Here is a 21,420-nt window from a genome sequence, read left to right on the forward strand (position 1 = left end):
GTTAGCTATTGTGTATAGCTTTTTGCGAAGGTGCTTAGCCGAGCATTGAAAGCGTGATGGTGACCACAATACCAAATACGATGAGAAGGCCTGCATCACGGTTGGATTTGAACAGTTGCAGAGCGACCGCATCACCCTTGGTTTTCAGCATAACCAGCTGCCAGATCAGATGGCACATGAAGGCGATGGTGATCATCACGCCGGGCACGCGCGGCCCCCCATAAGACAGTGCAATGCCGATCAATAGGGCACACAGTCCGTAAATCGCTGCAACCGCCGGAAGCGTCTTGTCTCCAAACAGGCGCGCGGTGGATTTGATGCCGACAATCGCGTCGTCCTTCACATCCTGACGCGCATAGATGGTGTCATAGCCGACCGTCCACGCGATCAGGCCGAGATAGAACAGAGCCGCCCAGAAATAGTCGTTACCGCCAGCGGTAAAATATCCGACCGGAAAGCCCCAATTGAAGGTGATACCGAGCCATGCCTGCGGCCACCAGGTGATCCGCTTCATGAACGGGTAGGCGACGACCAGCGGAATTGAGAGCAGAGCCACGACCTTAGCGGCAAGCGGGAGGAAGAGCAGAACAACCAGCCCGACAGCGAGCTGCGCCGCCAGCCAAATATAAGCCTGCATTCGCGTAACCGCGCCGGATGGCAGCGGGCGTTCAGCCGTGCGGGCGACCTGTCGGTCGAGGTCTTCATCAGCCAGATCATTAATGGTGCAGCCCGCGCCGCGCATAGCAATCGCGCCAATACCAAACAGAATACCGTACAGCAGGTTCGTAGCGCGCCAGCCCACATCAAGCCCAGCAAAGGCAACACCCATCCAGCATGGAATGGCGAGCAGCCAGAAACCGATAGGGCGATCAAATCGCGAAAGACGCGCAAAGCCCTGAAGGGACTGCGGAAGATAGTCCACCCAAGATGGCGGCGCGTCTGCTGGTCTTGCGGTCTGTGCGGTCATGCCCATCGAATCCGAAGTGTCTGTGAGTCCCAAATAACACTATAGCTGTTTTTCTTGCCCTTTATGAAGAGGAATGCCAAACCTTCTGCCATGACTACCCGGCCACGACTTTTCGTACCGACTGACCTTGTTCCTGGCGGGCCAGTTGCACTGGATGAAGCGCAATCGAAATACCTCTTCCGTGTGATGCGTCTGGAGGTTGGAAACGAGGTGCGTGTCTTCAATGGGCGGCATGGCGAATGGCTTGCTCGTGTCACTGAAATCCTCGGAAAATCGGCCGGAATTCTGAAGGTTGAAGAGCAATTGCGCGGACAGCATAAGCTGACGGACCTTCAGCTTTTATTCGCGCCGCTCAAAAAAACGCGGACGGATTTCGTCGTTGAAAAAGCGACCGAGCTGGGCGTGGAAGTTATCCAGCCGGTGATCACAGAATTTACTCAGGCCGAACGCGTGCGGACCGACCGTCTGGAGCGCCTCGCAATGGAGGCTGCAGAGCAGACGGAGCGACTGAACATGCCGCGTGTATGTGATGCCAAGCCTTTAATGCTGGCGCTATCAGATATGCCGGATGATCGCCGCGTGTATTACTGTGACGAGCGCGGTGACGATGAGGCGACTGAGTGGGGCGGCGAAGATAATCGTGCGCGTCCGATGGCAGATGTTTTGAACGAACACCATGTCGGTTCGGCGGCCATTCTGATCGGTCCAGAGGGTGGCTTCTCACCGAAAGAGCGCGAAATCCTGCGAAAGCTGGATGGCGTTTATCCGGTCTCGTTAGGGCCGCGTATCCTGCGGGCTGAAACGGCGGCAGTTGCGGCGCTGACCTTGTATCAGGCGATTTGTGGGGATTGGCGCGCCGCCGGAGATGGAACCGGTACAGACGAATAGTCTGAAAGGCTCTGTCCGCGACGGCGCTCCTCCCAAGCTTTTTGCCCTAACGTGTCGCCTCGTGGCGGAACACGTCTTCGTCGAGTTCACCTTCCCATTTTGCAACGGCAGAGGCGACTGCGGCATCACCGGTGACATTCGTCATGGTGCGCATCATGTCGAGCAGGCGGTCAAACGGGAAGATCATGGCGATGATCAGAAGCGACTGTTCTTCACTCACGCCGATGGATGAGAGTACCGCAGAGGCGAGCAGCAAGCCCGCGCTCGGGATCGCCGCCGCACCGATGGAGGTGAGCGTCGCGCCCAGAGCTACTGACAGATACATGGCCGGTGTCATGTCGATGCCAAGCGCCTGCGCAGCGAAGAGAGCCACCATTCCGAGATAGATCGCGGTGCCGTCCATGTTCACGGTCGCGCCAACCGGCAGCACGGATGCAGCTACTGATTTCTTGATACCGAGGTTTTCAGAAACGTTCTCAATCGTCACCGGAAGTGTGCCCGCGCTGGATGCGGTGGAGTAGGCGACAGCCTGAGCATCACGAATACCGCCGAAGAAGCGCATGAACGGCAGGCCCAGCATGCCTTTTACGATACCAAGGCCGTATACCAGAACGATGTGAACGATACATGCCAGATAGAGACCGATGGTGAGCAAACCGAGATTGGCGAGGATCGCGAGGCCCTTGGTCGCCATAACCCAGCTCATCAGGAAGAAGACGCCGAAAGGCGCAAGTTCCATCACCATCACAGTGACCTTCATCATGACTTCAGCCGCTGATTCGATCATGGACTGAACCGGCTTGGCTTTCTCTTTCGCCATCAGGCAGCCGACGCCGAAAATGATCGCGAAGAAGATGATGCCCAGAACGTCTTGCGCAGCCAGGGCTTCAGCAGGGTTGGTCGGGATGATTGCCAGAAGTTTGTCTGCAATGCTTGCATCCGCTGCTGACGCTGCCGAAATCCTGTCGCTAACCGCGCTTTGGGAACTCGTATCTGCGAGGATTTCTACGCCATTGCCCGGCTGGAATATCGTGCCCATTAACAGGCCGATTGATACGGCGATAAAGGTGGTGCCGAGATACAGGGCGATGGCTTTACCGCCGAGGCTGCCGAGCTTTTTCGGGTCACCCATCGCCGTGACGCCGGCAACAAGCGTGGTGAAAATCAGCGGAACGACCAGCATTTTGATCAGGCGTACAAAGCCGTCACCGAATGGCTTAAGCCATGTATCAGCGAAATTCGCTACGGCGGCGGAGTTACCCGTCCATTCGCCTGCTGGGTAGTAGAGCGCGAGGCCCACTAACAGGCCGAGCACTAGGCCTAGCATGACCCGTTTCCAGAGTGTGATTTCGAACCAGGCTTTCATCAGTCTACCCCTCAGAAGTTTGAGGGGAGCCTAGAGTGTCTTTGAGCGAAAGCAACTCACTTCAATGCGAAGTTCGCCCTGATGCGCGCCTTGCCTGTTGATTGGTCCGTTATGCTTAAGCGCTCTCTTTTGCGCCGTGTGCAGACATCAGATCAGCGAAGCGACGGAAGAGATAGAAGCTATCCTGTGGGCCAGGTGAAGCTTCGGGGTGGTGCTGAACCGAAATGATCGGCTTGCCTGCCACGCGCAGACCGGAGTTTGTGCCATCAAACAGGGACACGTGAGATTGCTCTACGCCTTCTGGCAAGGTTGCCGGATCGACTGTGAAGCCGTGGTTCATGGAGACGATCTCTACCTTGCCGGTTGAGAGGTCTTTTACCGGATGGTTTGCGCCATGGTGGCCCTGAGCCATTTTCATAGTTTTGGCACCAAGTGCGAGCGCCAGCATCTGGTGACCGAGACAAATACCGAGAATCGGCAGGTCGGATGCGATAAGCTTTTGGATTTCCGGCACGGCGTAAACGCCTGTCGCTGCAGGATCACCCGGACCGTTAGACAGGACAACGCCGTCCGGCTTGAGTGCCAGCACGTCTTCAGCTGTCGCATTGCCTGGGAGAACCGTGCAGCGTGCGCCGACTTCAGACAGGTTGCGTAGAATGTTCTTCTTCACACCGAAGTCGAGGACAACGACGTGGAAGTCACCGCTTTCCAGTGCTGTAAAGCCTGAATCCCATTTCCAGTTCTGTTCGGCGTGCGCGTATTGTGCGTCCGGGCCGACGACCTTCGCCAGATCAGCGCCTTCCATGCCTGCAAATCCGGCAAGTTCTGCCTTCAGATCAGCAATTGAAACTGTTTCGTCTGGTGAAATGTGCGCAATAATGCCGTTCACCATGCCCTTTTCACGGATGAGTCGGGTGATTGAACGCGTGTCCACGCCAGACAGGCCGACAATGCCTTTCTTCGTCAGCCAGGCATCGAAATGGTCCACAGCGCGCCAGTTTGATGGCGGCGTAATCGTGCCGCGGAAGATGGCGCCGCGCGCAGCTTTCTCTGCATTTACAGAGCTTTCTTCCTGATCCTGATCGTTTGCGCCGACATTCCCAATGTGTGGGAAGGTGAAGACAACCATCTGGGATGCGTAAGACGGGTCCGTCAGGATTTCCTGATATCCGGTGATCGCTGTGTTGAAGCAGACTTCTGCGATGGCTGTTCCAGTCGCACCATTGCCGCGCCCGAAGTAAACCTCGCCGCTCGCCAGAACCAGCGCGCCGGTCGCTTCAATCTGTTCTTGATTCTCGGTGAGGAAAGGCATAATAGGGCTTCCTTGTTCAAAAAGGCGCGGTGAGGACCGCCGGGCAAACGCGCGAGGGAGTATCTTTCGCGGGAACAATCGTCAAGCTGGTAACGTAGTATAATATCAACGAAACTGCCGTTTACTGAGATTGAAAGCCAAGAGAAGCACTGATTCCATATGACGGATACGAAAACACACACGCCGAAACTGCGCGCACTGTTGGAAGCTGACCTTTCACGCGCCGAAACCGACGATAGTGATTCTGTAGAAGCAGCGACGCTGCGCCTTGCCATGTGCGCGGTTCACGACCGTGACGCGGATGCGCGTGCGCACGACCAGTGTGAAGGCTGCGACGACTCAGTAATCCGCGATGTACTGTCTTTGATGGTACGCCAGCGTGAAGAGTCCGCGGACCGTTACGAAAATGCAGGTCGGATCGAAATGGCCGACCGCGAGCGTGACGAACTCGAAATCCTTCAGCGCTATCTGCCTAAGACGATCGCTGGCGAAGAACTCGAAGAAGTCGTTCAGGATGTTATTGGCGACCTTGAAGCCCGCAGCCTGAAAGATCTCGGTCGTTGCATGACCGAACTCAAATCCCGCTATCCTGACCAGCTCGACAGCTGCGAGGCGGGTCGCAAGGTGCGCGCAGCCCTCGGCTGATAATCGCCTACCAGACGCCCTTCGTCAGACCATTCCAGATATAGCCGCCGAAGGTTGGCGCGTAATACTGTTTGGATGGCATCTCGACCCTGTAAGGCGTGAGCGCGCCATTCACCGCATCATCCATCGCCTGCATGACAATATCGCGCGATCCCGCAGCGATCCGCCAGATATAGGTGTGGAAGTTGTCATCCGGTTGAGCCTGTACCTGCGACTGGTAGAGAATATCGCCGGTATCGACGCCTTCATCGACGATGTGAACCGTCGCGCCGAAATGTTCCGGCTCGCCATTGGCCAGCGCGAAATAGCCTCCGAACATGCCGCGATATGCCGGATTAATGCCTGAATGGTAATTGATGAACGGCGCTTTGATGGCGTTCAGTGTCTTCTTCTTCAGCATACGACAATTGATGACGAACACGGCAGTCGGGTCAAAGCGCTCCAGAGCTTCAATGGCTTCGGCGTCGTTTGCGCTGGAGACGCGGATGAGGTGCTCAATCTCCGGCATGGCCGGCTGAAGGTTTTCCTCGTCGATCATCCGGTTGATGACGTCATGCGTGCGGCGCTTGGTCAGCTTGATCGGCAGGCGTGCGGCCTGCATGCTGGCAACCGTCATCGGGCCGAGAATGCGTGCGCGTCGTTTCCAGAACGTTTTCGCCGGTTCGCCGTTTTCAAGAATGACGGGAAAGTCCCCGAACTTCTCTCGAAGCGCGTTGATCATGATCCACGCGTGCGGGGCATCTGCACACAAGGCGACGATTTTTGGCTGTACGGTCATGGCACATCTCCGGCTGTTCAGGGCCGGAGATGCAGAAACCGTGCAAATTTGTCAGTTACTCGCCGGGGATGTGGATAACAAGGCTGTGAACAGGCAGCTCAGTAGCCCGGATCGTGTTCTTCCTGACCGATGAGATCGGTGCTGTATGGCGTGGTCTGGTACATATTGTTGATCCAGTTGCCGAACAACAAATGCGCGTGTGACCGCCAGCGGTTGAGCGGCGGTTGCTTCGGATCATCATCCGGGAAGTAGTTGTGCGGGATCTGCATATCGATGCCGGCATCAATGTCGCGGAAATACTCTTCCGCAAGCGATGTGGAATCATACTCGATATGGTTGAACACGTAGAGGCGATTGCACTTACGTTCGTGAACGATGCAGAGACCCGTCTCGTCCGAATTCATCAGAACTTCCAGCCCGTCGACCTTCTCAACGTCTTCTGCGCGGCACTCCGTCCAGCGTGAGACGGGGATCATGAAGTCGTCAGAAAAGCCGTTCATGTAGGGCGAGGACGGCACCAGATTGTGGTGGCGGTAAACGCCGAACAGTTTACGGTCGAGTACGTATTTCGGCACGCGATGGAAGTGCCAGATCGCAGCCATGGCGCCCCAGCATATGTTCAGCGTCGAATGGACGTTGGTGGCGGTCCAGTCGAAGATTTCCTTCATCTCGTCCCAATAGGTGACGTCTTCAAATTCGAGCGTTTCGACCGGTGCGCCGGTGATGATGAAGCCGTCAAACTTCTGGTCCTTGATCTCATCCCAGGTCTGATAAAAGGACAGGAGATGCTCTGCCGAAGTGTTCTTCGGTGTGTGGCCGCCAACCCGAACCAGCGTAAACTCGACCTGAAGAGGCGAGGCGCCGATCAGGCGTGCCATCTGAAGTTCGGTGCGGATTTTATTCGGCATCAGATTCAACAGGCCGATGCGCATAGGTCGGATGTCCTGACGATCGGCAAAGCGTTCAGTCTTAACGCGCACGCCTTCTTGCAGAAGGTGTTCGCGTGCAGGCAGGCCATCAGGAATACGTATTGGCATTTTTTTATCTGTTCCGAACTTAAAAATCTCCGTGCAGGGCACGATGTACTCTTAAATGGTGTGTTTGCCATGAATGCAAACAAAAGCAGGGTGTGCGGCCTCACTTCGCCGCGAGGCCAGACGCTCAAATCTGTGCTAGACTAGGGGCGCTACACGAAAATGGAGGCCTGAAAATGGGCGAACTGAAAGACCTGATTGCAGAGCTTCCCAAGGCTGAGCTTCACCTTCACCTGGAAGGCTCACTCGAGCCGGAGATGATGTTCGAGCTGGCAAAGCGGAACGGCGTTACGCTCAAATATGGTTCGGTTGAAGAAATCCGCGCGGCCTATGATTTCTCCAACCTGCAGGACTTTCTGGACCTGTATTATCAGGGTATGGGCGTTCTGCTGAAGGAGCAGGATTTTTACGATCTCACCTCGGCCTATCTGTCGAAAGCTACCGCAGACAATGTGCGCCATGTTGAGGTGTTCTTTGACCCGCAGGCTCATATGGAGCGCGGCGTCAGCTTTGAAACCGTCCTTATTGGCATCACACGCGCGCTGGAGGACGGTCATATCCGTCATGGCATCACCAATAAGCTGATCATGTGCTTCCTGCGCCATCTGAGCGAGGAGGAAGCCTTTGCTCTGCTCGAAGTGGCGACGCCTCATCTGGCAAAGATTGATGGGGTCGGCCTCGATTCTTCAGAGCTGGGGCATCCGCCGAGCAAGTTCGAACGCGTCTTCAAAGAAGCAAAGGCGCTCGGTCTGAAACTCGTCGCTCACGCCGGAGAAGAAGGCCCGCCAGAATATGTATGGGAGGCGCTCAACCTTCTCAAAATCGACCGGATTGACCATGGCAATGCTGCCGCCCGCGATGATGAACTGATTGACCATCTGATCGAGACAGGCATGACGCTGACCATGTGCCCGCTCTCCAATCAACGCCTGTGCGTTACGCCGGATCTTACGGAGAATCCGCTGGCACATCTCCTCCGCTCAGGGGTGCGGGTCACCGTGAATTCCGATGACCCGTCCTATTTTGGCGGCTATGTGAACGACAATTACACGGCGATTGCAGACGCGCTCGATTTGTCTATGCCGGAGATCGTCATGCTCGCGCGCAACAGCTTTATTGGCTCGTTTCTGAGCGACGTGGATAAGGAAGCTGCGCTCGACCAGATCGATGCTGTGTTTGAGCAGCACCGGCATTAGCCTCAGGCCGCTGCAGTAAACTCGATGCGAATGCCGCCAGGCATGGCGCAGATGAAGTGATTGATTGTCGCGCCTGACACGATCGGTTCCGGCGCAAACTCAATGCTGACATCGTCGCGCTCGGCGAGCTGAGAGTGGAGTGCGGTGAGGTGATATTTGTCGGCGACTTTCAGTGCCAGATGGTGAAGGCCGATATTCGTTTTCCGGTCGAACTGTGTTGCGGCTTCCGGCTCGGCAATCTGCCAGAGTGTGAGCATGGTGGTGCCGTCAGATACGAACACAGACGGGTAATCCGGCTTTCCGCCCACTTCTTTGAAGCCCAGAGCCTCTACAAAAAAGCAGGTCGCAGCTTTCAGGTCCGGTACTGACAGGCCGACATGATGGACGCCAAGTGTTGTGCTCATTCTGAAATTTCCTTTTGGGCTTTGAGTTCGTCCGCCGTCCAGCGCGGCGTGATGTATTGCGGGCAGTTCCAGTCGAACGCGACGATGTTGATCAGGAAGGCACCAATAGCTTTGTCGCGGTGTGCGGGCAGAGCGATCTGGGAGACGAAATCGGGGGCATCCTGCGCCGTCACATAAGCGCCGCGCCCGGCGATTTTCAGCCGGCGACGGTTTGGGTAGTCCATCAGAAACAGTGAAACACGGTCATTTACGCGTACATTGCCAGCCGACATGAACTGGCGGTTGCCCCGAAGGTCTGCAAAGCCGATACGGCTCTGGGATATGACCTGCAGAAAGCCCGTCTCTCCGCCGCGATGTTGGACGTAGGGCCATCCATCATCTGTAACACTCGCCATGTAGAAGCTGTTACGCTGCATGATGAAAGTCGCCTCTCTGGAGGTTAGGCGATCATCCCCGTTCGTCGCGTTGGCTTCCATGTTGGCGTAAAGCTCGCGAGATCCATCGAAGGTTTGAAGGGCGCGAGCGGTCGGGCTGAGCAAGGTTTTGAGATAGTTGGCTGTCATGAGCGACAGATAGCTCTTTAGGAAATCATAGGTAATTCCTAAAAAATGACACTCAGTGTTCCGGAACGTGGAACAATATATTCGAGACCGTACGACAGATGAGTTGCCGATCGTTGCGGCTACCCTCATAGTTGGCTGATCAGCGGGATGGCGTCTGAGAGGGCAGGGTGCAGAGTAGTTTCAGGTTTCTTCTGGCGTGGCTTGTTGTGTTGGCCCATCTCACAGAAGGTGCGCGATTTACCAGCCATACCGGCATTTTCGCGGTGTTCGGGTTCTATCTACTGTCTGGCTATCTGATCACGCTGATCCTGAACACAACATACGAGTTCAGGTTCGCGCCTTTCGCGATCAACCGTTTTTTACGCCTTTTTCCCGTCTACTACATCATAGCGGCGGCGACGCTGATTATGATCTTCCTGCTTCCGGAGGCAGAAACCTGGAAACCTGTCTGGCGGATCAGAGAAACGCTTGGTGCGTGGCTCGGAAATCTGTTCATTTTTCCATTTGAATTTCTCGACCAGCGCTTCCGTCTCGTTCCACCTGCATGGTCGGTCGGTGTTGAGCTGATCAACTACTTCCTGCTGTGGCTGCTGATTTCACGATCTGCGCTCTTCACAGCGCTCGGCGTAGCGGCGGGCGTCGGCTATCATGTGTGGACCTTTCTCACCAATCCGGAATGGCTGGCGCGATATGACCCGTTCGTCGCCGCTATTCTGCCATTCGCGCTGGGCGCTGCGCTTTTCCATGCGAGAGGTTACGTTGAACGTTTGTCGGCTGTGCAGGCCATGCTGGTAGCTGGCGCAGGCGGTGTGCTCTGGGTCGGCAATATGATTGCCGCGGGCTTCGTAGAGGGCCGTTTTGCCGATAATTTCGATCTCTATTTCTATCTGAACCTGCTCTTCATGATCGTGATCATGGTCGGGTTCAGCCATTCGTCTCTGAATATGCGCGCGACCGGCATCAGTAAGATGCTGGGCGATCTCGCTTATCCGATCTTCCTGCTGCACTGGCAGGTCGGTTTTCTGGTCAGCCAGTTTGTGTTTGATGGCAAAGCACGAGGGTTCGACATACTCGCGCTGAGTATCCCGTTCATTTTGATCCTGGCCTTTGGCGTAAACTGGTTGGCGGCACGGTTTATCGAGCCCATCCGGGGAAGGATCAGACCGGGTCGCGCTGTTTCAGAAAACGTCGGCTGATCTACAGCATATGGGAGGCGATTTCGAATTGCATAAGACAAGGCGCAAAACTAATTCGGGCATCCACAAAAGAAAGCATTCGTAGGCTGCAACCCATCTGGATTAACCGCCCATAAACTGTAATATCACGCAATGGTCGGCCATCGCTTCAATGAACAGTTCCTCAACGAGCTGAAATCCCGCATTCGGATTTCGGACGTGGTCGGTCGCAAGGTGAAACTGGTCAAAAAGGGCAAGGAATGGTCTGGCCTTTCGCCCTTCAGTGCCGAGAAGACACCAAGCTTCTACGTCAATGACCAGAAGCAGTTCTTCAAGGACTTCTCCTCCGGCAAGTTCGGCGATGTGATCACCTTCCTGCAGGAGACCGAGCGCGTCTCGTTTGCTGAAGCCGTTGAGAAGCTCGCCGCTGAAGCGGGTATGCAGCTGCCGAGCGATACACCGCAAGCCAAAGCAGAACGCTCGCGCCGTGGCCGTCTGATTGATGTTTGCGAAGCGGCAACCCGGTATTTCGAAGAACAATTGCGTGGTCCGGACGGGGCGCAGGCGCGATCTTATCTGGAAGGGCGAGGGCTGCAGCCTTCGAGCTGGCAGAAATATCGCCTCGGCTTTGCGCCTGATAGCTGGCGGGCTTTGCAGGAATATCTGGCAAAAACCGGTGCCAGCCAGAAAGACATGCTGGATGCGGGGCTGATCATCCAGCCTGATACAGGCCGCGACCCGTATGACCGGTTCCGCGGGCGCGTCATGTTTCCCATCGAGGACACGACCGGCAAGGTGATCGCCTTTGGCGGCCGCGCCATGGAAAAGGACGCCAAGCCGAAATACCTGAACTCGCCGGAAACAGAACTCTTCCATAAGGGGGCGCAGCTTTACCGCTATAAAGCTGCGCGCGAAGCTGCAGCTATGGCGAATGTCGAAGGCCTCGTCGTCTGCGAAGGCTATATGGATGTCATCGCGCTTGGCGAGGCGGGCATTGATTATGCCGTGGCGCCGCTCGGTACTGCCCTGACTGAAGATCAGCTCTCTCTCCTCTGGAAGGTGGGCGGTGAGCCTGTGCTTTGCTTTGACGGTGATGCGGCTGGTGTGCGCGCCGCACATAAGGCGATTGATCGCGGCTTGCCGCATCTGGAGCCGGGCCGGTCGCTCTTCTTTGCGCTTCTGCCTGATGGGCTCGATCCGGATGATCTCATCCGCGAGCGCGGCAAGGAAGAGATGCATGCAGTTCTGAAGAACGCCAAACCATTGGTCGATCTTCTATGGGACCGTGAATTGGAGCAAAGCCCGCTCGATACGCCGGAACGTAAAGCGGGTTTCGAACAGCGTCTTGATGATGCGGTTGCCCATATCCAGCATGCGGGTGTGAAGAAGGCGTATGGCCGTGAGCTTCACCAGCGGCTACGTGATTACCTCTTCCAGATGCGCCGGCCGGGGCGACAGGGCGGTAAAACGCCATTTGGCCCGGGGGGCGGTAAATCCCGGAAACCCGAACTGAATCTTAACCCGCGCGGTGTGAGAATCCTCATCAGGATGATTGATTCGCCGGAACTTTTGAAAGCCGGATTAGAGCGTTTGGCGGTGGCCAGATTCCCCGATCCGGTGGTCGCAGGGCTGCAAGATGCAGTTTTTGACCTATTTGAAAGTGGTGAAGAGGTTGACCGAACGGGCTTGACAAGCCATCTACGTTTATTCGGGAAGGATCAAGCTATCCAACTCCTGCGAACACAACCGGCTGGAATTCCCCTGAACCCCGCATCTCCAGAGGGTCAGGAATGGCTAAGTGCCCTTGAGCGGTTTTGCGCAGTGGATGAACTTTCCCAGGATGAGCAACAGCTTCGGTCTTCTGGAGCTGACTCTAATGTTCTGGAACGCAGACGGGTTGTTGAAAAACTCCGTCTGAAGACCGATATTCGCGATCTTACGCGCGGGGAAGAAGACTCTGCGCCGGAAGCGAAGTCAGATTTACACGCCGCCATCCGCCGCATGGATGAAGTGGCTAGGAAAAAATGGGGCTCTTAAAATCCCCGGTGACTGGCGTGCGCACCCGGTCACGACCTGGAGAGACACTGCATGAGCAAGGCTGCTGCTGCCAATAAGGAAGAGACTGAGAACGAAACACAGGACGGGCCGGTCCTCGATCTCAGCGACGCCAGCGTCAAGAAATTCATAAAGAAAGCCAAAACCCGCGGCTACATCACTCATGATGAGCTGAACAAGGTTCTGCCTTCCGACGAAGTGAATCCAGACCAGATTGAGGACATCATGTCCCAACTGTCCGAGATGGGTATCTCTGTCGTTGATTCTGAAGAAGAAGGCGAGGAAGAAACCGAGAAAAAGACAGAACTCGCGACGGTAAGCGGTTCTAAAGCGGTTACCACGACAAAAGGTAATGCGCGCGGTTCTGACCGGACAGACGACCCTGTGCGCATGTATCTGCGCGAAATGGGCTCTGTCGAGCTGCTTTCACGTGAAGGCGAAATCGCGATCGCGAAACGCATTGAGGCGGGTCGTGATGCGATGATCCGTGGCCTCTGCGAAAGCCCGCTGACCTTCGAAGCTATGATGGTCTGGCGCGACGAGCTTGTACATGAGCGCGTTCTTCTGCGCGACATTATCGACCTCGAAGCGACCTATGGCGCGGAAAATCCGCCGCCAGAGCCTGAAGAGGAAGAAGAGGACGAGGAAGAAGAAGAGTCCGAAAACTCCGAAGAAGGTGAAGAAGGCGAGGACGGTGAACGTCGCCGCCGTGACGACGATGACGACGAAGACGAAGGCGCGGCTATGTCCATGTCTGCCATGGAGGCTGAACTCCGTGACGGCGTGACATCCAAGCTCGACGAGATTGCACGCGAATTCAAAACCTTCCAGGCCCTCCAGGAAAAGCTCATTGGTCTTCGTATGGAAGGCAAGGAGCTCTCGAGCAAGGATCAGGAGAAGTTAAGCTCCATCCAGAACGAGATCATCGAAAACCTGAAAACCATGCACCTCAACAATGCGCGTATCGAAGCGCTGGTTGAGCAGCTTTACGCCATTAACAAGCGTCTGATGGGCCTTGAAGGCAAGCTGATGCGTCTGGCGGATGCGCATGGCGTTCCGCGTCGCGATTTCCTTGAAGCCTATCTCGGCCACGAACTCGACCCTGACTGGTCTGAGGACGTACGCGGCAAGTCCAAGAAGTGGGAACGCTTCGTGGCGGCCGAAGCCGAAAAGGTTGAAAACCTGCGCGGTGAGATTTCTGACACGGCTCAGGAAATCGGTATTCCGATTGATGACTTCCGCCGTATCGTCTCGACCGTTCAAAAAGGTGAGCGCGAGGCGCGCATTGCGAAGAAAGAGATGGTCGAGGCAAACCTGCGTCTCGTGATCTCCATCGCGAAGAAATACACAAACCGCGGGCTGCAATTCCTTGACCTCATTCAGGAAGGCAATATCGGCCTGATGAAAGCGGTTGATAAGTTCGAGTATCGCCGCGGCTATAAGTTCTCCACGTATGCGACATGGTGGATTCGTCAGGCGATCACACGGTCTATCGCGGACCAGGCGCGGACGATCCGTATTCCTGTGCATATGATCGAGACGATTAACAAAATCGTCCGGACACAGCGCCAGATGCTGCACGAGATTGGTCGCGAGCCGACACCGGAAGAGCTGGCTGAAAAGCTTGGTCTGCCGCTTGAGAAAATCCGCAAGGTTCTCAAGATCGCGAAAGAGCCGATTTCTCTGGAAACGCCGATTGGTGACGACGAAGATTCAAACCTTGGCGACTTCATCGAAGACAAGGCGGCGCTTCTGCCTGTGGATGCGGCGATCCAGTCTAACCTGCGTGAAACAACCACGCGCGTTCTGGCATCGCTCACACCGCGTGAAGAACGTGTCCTGCGTATGCGCTTCGGTATCGGTATGAACACCGACCACACGCTGGAAGAAGTCGGTCAGCAGTTCTCGGTAACACGTGAGCGTATTCGTCAGATCGAGGCGAAAGCGCTTCGCAAGCTCAAGCATCCGAGCCGCTCGCGCAAACTGCGCAGCTTCCTCGACACCTAAGAAAAAAAGGACGGGCGCTTCGGCGCCCGTTTTGCTGATGTTACATCTGAAAGACAAAATCAAAAACCGTTACGAAGCAGATGGTCATTCGTTGGGGTGGAGATTTTTCACAAGCACACTAGCATCTTCAAAATCTCCAAATATTGCTCTTATCACCCTGAATCCGGGAGGGTCTCAAGACGATTTGATTAACCCTAGTTTCTGTCGTGAGAGCGGAAGCGCGTACTTCGATGAGAGCTGGGAAGGGAAACCGGTAGGTCAGAGTGCCCTGCAAATTCAAGTTCAGCGATTATTTAAGGCGCTGGCCGCAGACCCCCGTGACGTGCTGTCGGGGCATTTGGTTCCTTTTCGATCGCCATCTTGGGAACAGCTAAAAGGGCAAAGAGAGCAACTCGCTTTTGGTCTAGAATTGTGGACAGAGGTACTCGAGCGAACTTCTCCGGCGTTAGTGATTTGCATCGGTGGTGAAGTCTTTCGATCGGTGAAGGCTATTTACGGCTTTGGTCATGAATCTTGCACTCCGGCCGGTTGGGGCGAGGTTAAGATCAGGTTTGCAGAGCGCGCAGCGGCACGCCTCGTTGGGTTGCCGCATCTGTCGCGGTTCCAAATTATCGGTCGGGAGCGCTCGGAGCCAGGTCTCAGCGAGGCATTTGGCCGATTTTGGAAGCCTCATATTTAATCGGAACATAGGATGACGAAGGAGAGCAGCTTCTTTCGTTTGTGACGTGCTTGTATATCTCTGGCGAGGACATTGAGAATCCCTGAGGCGATACTGATCGCACTAAATCTTGCAAAGCTGCTGAACGCGAAAGTGCAGGGCGATGAGGGCGAGTTCTAGCGCGCTGGCGCGGATGGCGTGGAGCATTTCAAGGCGTAACCGCTCCAGCTTGCAGCATAATTGAGGTTGTGCAAGCATGCCAATATGACGACGGGCGGGCCTTCAGGAAACAATTTGATCTACATGCCGGCATGGGTGCGCATCAGCACGCTGCTCGGCTTTCTTTTTTTCATTGTACTTGGACTATGGCTGATCGCAGATGCTGTTATCTGCCAGGTAGTGATCGATAGCCCTGCCGTACCGCTCTCATTTCTGAGCCTTGTCGTTCCCGCCTTCTTTGCCTTTCTCGTGGCGGCATTTGGACGTCGCTATATGCCGGAAAATCAGATCGCCAAGCGCGTCGAGCGCTTTTTTACGCTCGAACTGCCAAACGAGTTTCGGATCAATTTTCCGTATCAGATGGAGGGGGTCGGAAAGGCAGTCGATTACAAGGAATACAATCTACGTCCGCAGAGGCGCGGCGCTGAATACTGCCTGAGCGACGGCGAACGCCAAACATGGATCAATATCTGGTATGATCTGGTGGATATGCATGTGCTGTTCCGGATTTGTAAATCGCCGGATGTGGATGCGGAGGCTTTTCGCAAAGAACTGGAAGCCGCACTGGCTGAGTGGCGTCAGCGTTTCGGTGAAAAAAGCTGGCGTTGGCGCTGTAAGACCGTTCCGAACAGAGCTGATCCGGATAGGCAGATCCTAGAAATCTGGTTCACTAAACCGATGCAGCAAAGCTGGATTTATGACACCTATCTACAGACAGTCACCAAGCAGGAGATCGGCCAGATAGCTTTGACTTTCATGCAGGAAATGAAGCGCTGGGGCGGGGATTGGTGTGTCCAGCCGTTCTGGCTTCAAACTAAGGGCCAGACTGCACCTGATGCGGCGGATTTTCCCGCTTAGTCGAACTATGGTTGCGTGTTACACCAGAACGTGTTGAGAGCGCTGGAGTAGATTTCCCGAACTTAATGCTAACTCTGTCTGGAGCTATTCATGCGTGTGTCGATTGCGGCAGACCTCGATTACTTTTTCCCTGAACCAGCCGATGTGCTGCTGGCGGTGGAAGCCATTCCAATGAAAGATCAGAAGCTTGTCCGGGATAAGTTGACGGTTGCCGGAGAAGCGACCCCGCTGCGTAGCTTTCAGGAGCATGGCACGCCGGGGCGAAGTCAGTGGACTGAGGCGAATGATCGGGTTCAGATCCGGTATGAAGCGTTGGTTGATGTGGAACGCCCGCCGCTTTCTATAGCGGGCCTCGATGTGCCGCCGCGCCGTGAGCTGCCGCCTGATGTTGTCCACTATCTGTTTCCGAGCCGTTATTGCGAATCCGATAAGCTGGAAACCTATGCGATGAGCAAGTTCGGCCATCGCAGCGGCGGGGACCTCGTACTGGAAATGACCGACTGGATCCGTCACAATTTCGAATATGTACCTGGATCGTCTGATAATTCCACGACGGCAACAGACAGTTTCCTCCGGCGACAGGGCGTTTGCCGTGACTATTCCCACGTGCTGATCACGCTCGCCCGTGCGATGGGCGTGCCTGCCCGCATGGTGTCTGTCTATGCACCGGGGCTGAACCCGCCTGATTTCCATGCGGTTGTTGAAGTCTGGCTGGATGGGAACTGGCACCTGATCGATCCGGCGGGCATGGCCGCTGAAGAGAGCCTTGTGCGTATTACCTATGGCCGTGACGCGACGGATATCAGCTTCATGACGATTTTCGGCTATGCCGAGCTACAGAGCCAGTCTGTTCTCGTCGCTGAAGTCGCCTGACCTAGCGTCATACTTTTGCTGACGCCTGCGTCAGGTTAAGCTCTCTCCAAAAGATCATGGGAGAGAGACAAATGGCTTCAGGAAATGCAGCGCGGATGCGCGAAATCCTCGACAAGCAGAAGGCCGCGCACATTCGTGAGGGCGCGCCATCTGCCGAACTACGTATGGACCGGATTGACCGCTGCATCAGCCAGCTCATCAAATACAAGGATGAGATTGCTGATGCGCTGTGCGAGGATTTCGGACATCGCTCTAAAGACCAGACGACCTTTACTGATGTCGTGTCCTCGCTCGGGCCGCTCAAGCATTCCAAGGCGAACCTTCGCAAATGGATGAAGCCTGAAAAGCGTAAGGTGGAAGCGCCGCTGAACCTGCTGGGCGCTAAAGCGCGGCTGGAATACCAGCCCAAGGGCACTATTGGCGTCATCTCGCCATGGAACTTCCCGGTTCAGCTCACCTTTGCGCCGCTGGCGAACATTCTGGCTGCGGGCAACCGTGCCATGATCAAGCCTTCCGAGTTCACTGAGGCAACCTCTGCGCTGATGGAGAAGATGTTCTCTGAAGTGTTCGACGAGGAAGAGATTGCCGTGATTACCGGTGGACCGGAAGTCGGCGGCGAGTTCTGCGCTCTGCCGTTTGACCATATCATCTTCACAGGCGCGACCTCGATTGCCCATCACGTTATGCGTGCAGCAGCGGAGAACCTGGTGCCGCTGACGCTGGAGCTCGGTGGTAAATCGCCAGTCATTATCGGCCGGTCGGCAGATATGGAGAAAACGGCTGCGCGCGTCATGAACGGCAAGGCGCTGAATGCGGGGCAGATCTGTCTCGCACCGGATTATGTGTTCACGCTGGAAGAGAGCGTAGGTGCCTTTGTTGATGCCTCGCAGAAGGCTGTCGCGAAGATGTTCCCAACGGGGCTGAAGGACAATGATGACTATACGTCCGTCATCAACCAGCGCCATTATGATCGCCTGCAAGGCTATCTTGAAGACGCCAAAGCCAAGGGCGGCGAAATCGTGGAGATCAATCCGGCGGGCGAGAACTTCTCCCAACAGCCGCACCATAAAATCCCGCCAACACTGGTTCTGAATCCGTCGGACGATATGGACATCATGAAGGACGAGATTTTCGGCCCTCTGCTGCCGGTGAAAACCTATAAGGGCGTTGAGGATGCGGTGTCCTACGTGAATGCGCATGACCGTCCGCTGGGGCTTTATTACTTCGGCGCGGACAAGGCTGAGGAAGCTAAAGTGTTGAACAGTACGACCTCTGGCGGCGTTACCGTGAATGATGTGATTTTCCATGTCGCGCAGGAAGATCTGCCATTTGGTGGGGTCGGGCCATCCGGTATGGGCTCTTATCACGGCCATGATGGCTTTAAGGAATTTTCGCACAAGAAATCGGTCTACACGCAGACCGGAAATGAAATTCTTGCGATGTTTCGGCCGCCTTATGGCGAGACCTTTCGCAAGCAGCTTGCGGGGCGCCTGAAAGGCTAGAATTTGAAAACCGGAACAAATTCAGAAGACTGAACAAATTCAGAGATCGATGAAATTTTATCGATCTCTGGAACACTGAGTAAAATACTTGGTCTTATAGGAGGAAATAGGAGGGGGGCTCTGACTGGGTTCTCGGGAAAATTTTTGCACGTTCCAAAATGGAACGTGGTTAAGGGCGAGGCAGAATGCTGAGCGTAAACACCAATTACGGTGCCATGACGGCACTGCAGAATCTATCTGCGACGTCTTCTGAGAAGTCCAAGATACAAAGCCGGATCAATACGGGGCTTGCCGTGGCAAGCGCGAAGGATAACGGCGCTATCTATGCCATCGCCAAAGGACTCGATGCCGACATGGTTTCCGCCAGTGTCGAGCAGTCCCAGCTGGACCGTGTTTCCTCAACACTCGATGTGACCCTGTCGGCTCTGGACAGTATTTCCGATCTCATGATCGACATGAAGGAAAAAGCGCTCGCCATGACTGATGAGTCCATGACGTACGAGCAGCTGAAAGCATTCAACGAGGATTTTAACGCGCTGTTTGATCAGGCGCAGACGGTTGCGCGCAACGCAGCTTTCAACGATATCAATCTGCTGGACGGCTCGACCCTGACGCTGGAAACGACATCGCTCAGCGCGATTGAAGGCTTCGACCTGGCTGACATTCTGGAAAACGGCATTACACGCACCGGCGATTTCACTGGAGTGGTGAACTCCAACCATAGCGCGACTGTGACGGGTAACTTTTCGGGTGTCGTCAATGGTGACTTCTCCGGGACGACATATGGCGACATGTCGGGCGTTGTGAATGGTGACTATAACGGCGACATTTATGGCGATTTCACCGGTGTCATAAACGGCAATTATACTGGCGATATCTATGGCACTTTTAACGGTGTCGTGAATGGAAGTACGTCGGGGTCGGTTCACAATGGCTCGGTCACACCGCCTCAGGAAGTTACAATTGAAGCGGCGGATGAAACGGCGGCGGATTATCTCGGCCGGACATACGGCGGCGTGGAGGGCTATGAAGAAGATCCGTTCTCCTTCGATCCGAAGCAGGACCTTCATTACCATTATACGGGCATGGTCGCCTCTATCGAGAATACGATTTCAGGCCTCGCAAATTACTCGTCCAAGCTCGGCTCGCTTGCCAAAGCCGCTGACATTCAGAACAATTTTCTCCAGATCAAGAATGACGTTCTGATGAAGACCAAAGGCAGCATGGTGGATGCGGATATGGCCCGCGAGAGTGCGCGTCTCTCTGCGATCCAGACCAAAGAGCAGCTTGGTGTTCAGGCGCTCTCAATCGCCAATCAGGCTCCGAACATGGTGCTGCGTCTGTTCGGCTAATCAATTCTGATTGACCGGCTCGACAAATACATTTATCGTTTATCGATGACGAATAAGTATGATCTCGAGCCGGGCGACGTCGTCTCCGTGCGATTTGCGGGTGTTCTGCGCCATTATGGCGTCGTCACCTTCGGTGGCCGCATCGTATCCAATAATGGCGAACGCGGCGGGGTGATTTCCCAGACCTTCGAGGAGTTTGCGCAGGGGCGCGAGGTTCAGGTCGATCCGCGGCGCAGCTCTGCAGATGGCTATCATGCCGATCACAACGCTCATCGCAGGTTGGGGCATGACTACCATCTGGCCGGTTCAAACTGTATCGACTTTGCGCGTCACGCAACGCGCCGCTCACCGACTGTCAGCCAGTATGCGCGCGGCACATTCGAGACGCTGAAAGATATGTTCCGGCGCTAGGCGCTTTCGCAATACTGGTTGGCAAAGCCGACCATAGCCTCTTCGTTATAGCCACGGCCTTCCTCCAGCTCGCCTGTGCCCTGTGAGGCGACGAACTCGCCCTGCGCATCCAGAACGAAGAAGTGCGGATAGCCTTGGCGTTCAGGGTACGCCGAAAGGAATTCCTCATTCTCGTTTTCGTCTGAATAATTCACTTTCAGAACCACGAAAGCGCAGGCAAATGCTTCATGCGTCGGCTGGTTGGTTTCGATGTAGGCATCGATCAGATGGCACCAGGAGCACCATTCGCCGCCAACATCCATGAGGATGTATTTGCCTTCGGCCTGAGCGAGTTCCATAGCCTCTGCGAGGTCTGCCACCGGATCGTCGTCCGGGCTGAAATCCTCATTAATATGGGTAATTGGCGTCGGTGTGTACGCGGCCTCTGCTGACGTCTCCGCAGGCGTATCCGAACCGCCGCAAGCCGCGATCATGAATAGCGGCGCGATGAGGGCGGAAAGAAGTGTTAGTCGACGCATAATGGCTCCCCGAAAATTCTACTGCCAATCAGTACGATGTGCGTGGCCGTTGAGGGAAGGGCATTCTCAAATTAATGAGGGCTACGACCAAATACGCCATGAAGATAGGCGCTGAATGGGTGTTATTGTATAGTCACAATAAAAGAAAGGATACTGCCGTGAAGACGATTGATACCGGACCTAAGGTCGAGGAGCTGGGCGTCTCGGAGAATACGCTGGCCGCAATCATTCTTGAGGCCCGCACATTCGATGCGACCATGCCTGAGGTTGATGAGGATGAGGGCTCTAACGACGTCGACGATGACGAGATTTCTGTGCTTGAGGATCAGGATGACAATCCTGCCCTTCAGGTGCTGACAGAAGCCATTAAGAGCCTTTCCATGGAAGAGCAGGAAACGCTGGTTGCGCTTGTCTGGCTTGGACGCGGTGACTTCGATGCCGACGAGTGGGATGAGGCCCGCGCCATGGCTGCCGAACGCGATAATGGCGATGTGGCTGGCTATCTGGCTGGCATTCCAATGCTCGGCGATTATCTGGAGGCTGGCGCCGATGCGTTGGGCATAAACCTGTCCGAGACAGAAGCGCAGACTATGTCGCATCCTCAGAAGCGCGCCGAATTCTAGGCGCTGTCCTGAAACA

21 protein-coding genes are annotated in these 21,420 nt (G+C 55.2%); 13 read left to right on the forward strand and 8 right to left on the reverse strand.

The window, feature by feature from the left end:
• Positions 1-34 precede the first annotated feature (34 nt).
• The gene (ubiA, locus tag G523_RS0115805) at positions 35-967 is read right to left on the reverse strand and encodes a 4-hydroxybenzoate octaprenyltransferase (RefSeq protein ID WP_027441818.1); all 933 of its coding nucleotides are present in this window, start codon (positions 965-967) and stop codon (positions 35-37) included.
• A 90-nt stretch (positions 968-1,057) separates the two neighbouring features.
• On the opposite strand from ubiA, the gene G523_RS0115810 reads away from it, so the two are divergent.
• Complete coding sequence (locus tag G523_RS0115810) at positions 1,058-1,855, forward strand: 16S rRNA (uracil(1498)-N(3))-methyltransferase (RefSeq protein ID WP_022696041.1); 798 nt, start codon at positions 1,058-1,060, stop codon at positions 1,853-1,855.
• A 46-nt stretch (positions 1,856-1,901) separates the two neighbouring features.
• Here G523_RS0115810 and G523_RS0115815 read toward each other — a convergent pair whose 3' ends face one another.
• On the reverse strand, positions 1,902-3,221 hold the full coding sequence (locus G523_RS0115815) for a dicarboxylate/amino acid:cation symporter (protein ID WP_022696042.1): 1,320 nt from the start codon (positions 3,219-3,221) through the stop codon (positions 1,902-1,904).
• Positions 3,222-3,336: 115 nt separating this feature from the next.
• Positions 3,337-4,533 carry a glutamine-hydrolyzing carbamoyl-phosphate synthase small subunit gene (gene carA / locus G523_RS0115820; protein WP_022696043.1) on the reverse strand — a complete coding sequence of 399 codons (1,197 nt, stop codon included), beginning with the start codon at positions 4,531-4,533 and terminating at the stop codon, positions 3,337-3,339.
• Between the two features lie 159 nt (positions 4,534-4,692).
• Between carA and G523_RS0115825 the strand changes: the two genes are divergently transcribed.
• A complete protein-coding gene (locus G523_RS0115825; protein ID WP_022696044.1) occupies positions 4,693-5,178 on the forward strand; it encodes a GatB/YqeY domain-containing protein in 486 nt (161 codons plus the stop codon).
• A 7-nt stretch (positions 5,179-5,185) separates the two neighbouring features.
• On the opposite strand, the gene G523_RS0115830 is transcribed toward G523_RS0115825, so the two are convergent.
• Both G523_RS0115830 and metA read right to left on the reverse strand, forming a co-directional pair.
• On the reverse strand, positions 5,186-5,956 hold the full coding sequence (locus G523_RS0115830; protein ID WP_022696045.1) for a formyl transferase: 771 nt from the start codon (positions 5,954-5,956) through the stop codon (positions 5,186-5,188).
• 98 nt (positions 5,957-6,054) lie between these two features.
• Complete coding sequence (gene metA / locus G523_RS0115835; protein WP_022696046.1) at positions 6,055-6,993, reverse strand: homoserine O-acetyltransferase MetA; 939 nt, start codon at positions 6,991-6,993, stop codon at positions 6,055-6,057.
• A 173-nt stretch (positions 6,994-7,166) separates the two neighbouring features.
• Between metA and G523_RS0115840 the strand changes: the two genes are divergently transcribed.
• On the forward strand, positions 7,167-8,186 hold the full coding sequence (locus G523_RS0115840) for an adenosine deaminase (RefSeq protein WP_022696047.1): 1,020 nt from the start codon (positions 7,167-7,169) through the stop codon (positions 8,184-8,186).
• 2 nt (positions 8,187-8,188) lie between these two features.
• Here the strand turns inward: G523_RS0115840 and G523_RS0115845 are convergent, their stop codons facing one another.
• Entirely contained in the window at positions 8,189-8,590 is a 402-nt protein-coding gene (locus G523_RS0115845) for a VOC family protein (RefSeq protein ID WP_022696048.1), read from the reverse strand.
• Positions 8,587-9,153 (reverse strand): pyridoxamine 5'-phosphate oxidase family protein, encoded by a 567-nt coding sequence (locus G523_RS19680; RefSeq protein WP_022696049.1) that lies wholly within the window; start codon positions 9,151-9,153, stop codon positions 8,587-8,589. The genes G523_RS0115845 and G523_RS19680 overlap by 4 nt, the downstream gene beginning before the upstream one ends.
• A gap of 167 nt (positions 9,154-9,320) precedes the next feature.
• Between G523_RS19680 and G523_RS0115855 the strand changes: the two genes are divergently transcribed.
• From G523_RS0115855 to G523_RS0115895, 9 genes are all read left to right on the forward strand, one after another.
• Entirely contained in the window at positions 9,321-10,349 is a 1,029-nt protein-coding gene (locus G523_RS0115855) for an acyltransferase family protein (protein ID WP_155802850.1), read from the forward strand.
• A 132-nt stretch (positions 10,350-10,481) separates the two neighbouring features.
• Positions 10,482-12,365 (forward strand): DNA primase, encoded by a 1,884-nt coding sequence (gene dnaG / locus G523_RS20490; RefSeq protein ID WP_022696051.1) that lies wholly within the window; start codon positions 10,482-10,484, stop codon positions 12,363-12,365.
• Positions 12,366-12,416: 51 nt separating this feature from the next.
• The gene (gene rpoD / locus G523_RS0115865) at positions 12,417-14,390 is read left to right on the forward strand and encodes an RNA polymerase sigma factor RpoD (RefSeq protein ID WP_022696052.1); all 1,974 of its coding nucleotides are present in this window, start codon (positions 12,417-12,419) and stop codon (positions 14,388-14,390) included.
• A gap of 37 nt (positions 14,391-14,427) precedes the next feature.
• Positions 14,428-15,069 carry a hypothetical protein gene (locus G523_RS0115870; RefSeq protein WP_022696053.1) on the forward strand — a complete coding sequence of 214 codons (642 nt, stop codon included), beginning with the start codon at positions 14,428-14,430 and terminating at the stop codon, positions 15,067-15,069.
• 273 nt (positions 15,070-15,342) lie between these two features.
• Positions 15,343-16,125 carry a hypothetical protein gene (locus G523_RS0115875; protein ID WP_155802852.1) on the forward strand — a complete coding sequence of 261 codons (783 nt, stop codon included), beginning with the start codon at positions 15,343-15,345 and terminating at the stop codon, positions 16,123-16,125.
• Positions 16,126-16,215: 90 nt separating this feature from the next.
• A complete protein-coding gene (locus G523_RS0115880; protein WP_022696055.1) occupies positions 16,216-16,998 on the forward strand; it encodes a transglutaminase-like domain-containing protein in 783 nt (260 codons plus the stop codon).
• Between the two features lie 71 nt (positions 16,999-17,069).
• Positions 17,070-18,500, forward strand: coding sequence for a coniferyl aldehyde dehydrogenase (locus G523_RS0115885; protein WP_027441822.1), 1,431 nt, complete (start codon positions 17,070-17,072; stop codon positions 18,498-18,500).
• A gap of 185 nt (positions 18,501-18,685) precedes the next feature.
• A complete protein-coding gene (locus tag G523_RS21320; protein ID WP_022696057.1) occupies positions 18,686-19,852 on the forward strand; it encodes a flagellin N-terminal helical domain-containing protein in 1,167 nt (388 codons plus the stop codon).
• Positions 19,853-19,897: 45 nt separating this feature from the next.
• Positions 19,898-20,263, forward strand: coding sequence for a hypothetical protein (locus tag G523_RS0115895; RefSeq protein ID WP_022696058.1), 366 nt, complete (start codon positions 19,898-19,900; stop codon positions 20,261-20,263).
• Here the strand turns inward: G523_RS0115895 and G523_RS0115900 are convergent.
• Positions 20,260-20,781, reverse strand: a complete 522-nt coding sequence (locus G523_RS0115900) for a thioredoxin family protein (RefSeq protein WP_022696059.1) — start codon at positions 20,779-20,781, stop codon at positions 20,260-20,262. The two genes, G523_RS0115895 and G523_RS0115900, sit on opposite strands and share 4 nt — an antisense overlap.
• 158 nt (positions 20,782-20,939) lie before the next feature.
• Here G523_RS0115900 and G523_RS0115905 point away from each other — a divergent pair, with 158 nt between their 5' ends.
• Complete coding sequence (locus tag G523_RS0115905) at positions 20,940-21,404, forward strand: DUF3775 domain-containing protein (protein ID WP_022696060.1); 465 nt, start codon at positions 20,940-20,942, stop codon at positions 21,402-21,404.
• Positions 21,405-21,420 lie beyond the last annotated feature (16 nt).

Origin of the sequence: Ponticaulis koreensis DSM 19734 (genome assembly GCF_000420665.1) — a bacterium.
GTDB lineage: Bacteria > Pseudomonadota > Alphaproteobacteria > Caulobacterales > Hyphomonadaceae > Ponticaulis > Ponticaulis koreensis.

Coding starts and splice junctions, on each gene's coding strand:
- G523_RS0115810 (WP_022696041.1), top strand. CDS start 1,058: ATGACTACCCGGCCACGACTTTTCGTACCGACTGACCTTGTTCCTGGC.
- G523_RS0115880 (WP_022696055.1), top strand. CDS start 16,216: ATGCGTGTGTCGATTGCGGCAGACCTCGATTACTTTTTCCCTGAACCA.
- G523_RS0115830 (WP_022696045.1), bottom strand. CDS start 5,956: ATGACCGTACAGCCAAAAATCGTCGCCTTGTGTGCAGATGCCCCGCAC.
- rpoD (WP_022696052.1), top strand. CDS start 12,417: ATGAGCAAGGCTGCTGCTGCCAATAAGGAAGAGACTGAGAACGAAACA.
- G523_RS0115845 (WP_022696048.1), bottom strand. CDS start 8,590: ATGAGCACAACACTTGGCGTCCATCATGTCGGCCTGTCAGTACCGGAC.
- carA (WP_022696043.1), bottom strand. CDS start 4,533: ATGCCTTTCCTCACCGAGAATCAAGAACAGATTGAAGCGACCGGCGCG.
- G523_RS19680 (WP_022696049.1), bottom strand. CDS start 9,153: ATGACAGCCAACTATCTCAAAACCTTGCTCAGCCCGACCGCTCGCGCC.
- G523_RS0115885 (WP_027441822.1), top strand. CDS start 17,070: ATGGCTTCAGGAAATGCAGCGCGGATGCGCGAAATCCTCGACAAGCAG.
- G523_RS0115840 (WP_022696047.1), top strand. CDS start 7,167: ATGGGCGAACTGAAAGACCTGATTGCAGAGCTTCCCAAGGCTGAGCTT.
- dnaG (WP_022696051.1), top strand. CDS start 10,482: ATGGTCGGCCATCGCTTCAATGAACAGTTCCTCAACGAGCTGAAATCC.
- G523_RS0115870 (WP_022696053.1), top strand. CDS start 14,428: ATGTTACATCTGAAAGACAAAATCAAAAACCGTTACGAAGCAGATGGT.
- G523_RS0115825 (WP_022696044.1), top strand. CDS start 4,693: ATGACGGATACGAAAACACACACGCCGAAACTGCGCGCACTGTTGGAA.
- G523_RS21320 (WP_022696057.1), top strand. CDS start 18,686: ATGCTGAGCGTAAACACCAATTACGGTGCCATGACGGCACTGCAGAAT.
- G523_RS0115895 (WP_022696058.1), top strand. CDS start 19,898: ATGACGAATAAGTATGATCTCGAGCCGGGCGACGTCGTCTCCGTGCGA.
- G523_RS0115900 (WP_022696059.1), bottom strand. CDS start 20,781: ATGCGTCGACTAACACTTCTTTCCGCCCTCATCGCGCCGCTATTCATG.
- metA (WP_022696046.1), bottom strand. CDS start 6,993: ATGCCAATACGTATTCCTGATGGCCTGCCTGCACGCGAACACCTTCTG.
- G523_RS0115815 (WP_022696042.1), bottom strand. CDS start 3,221: ATGAAAGCCTGGTTCGAAATCACACTCTGGAAACGGGTCATGCTAGGC.
- ubiA (WP_027441818.1), bottom strand. CDS start 967: ATGACCGCACAGACCGCAAGACCAGCAGACGCGCCGCCATCTTGGGTG.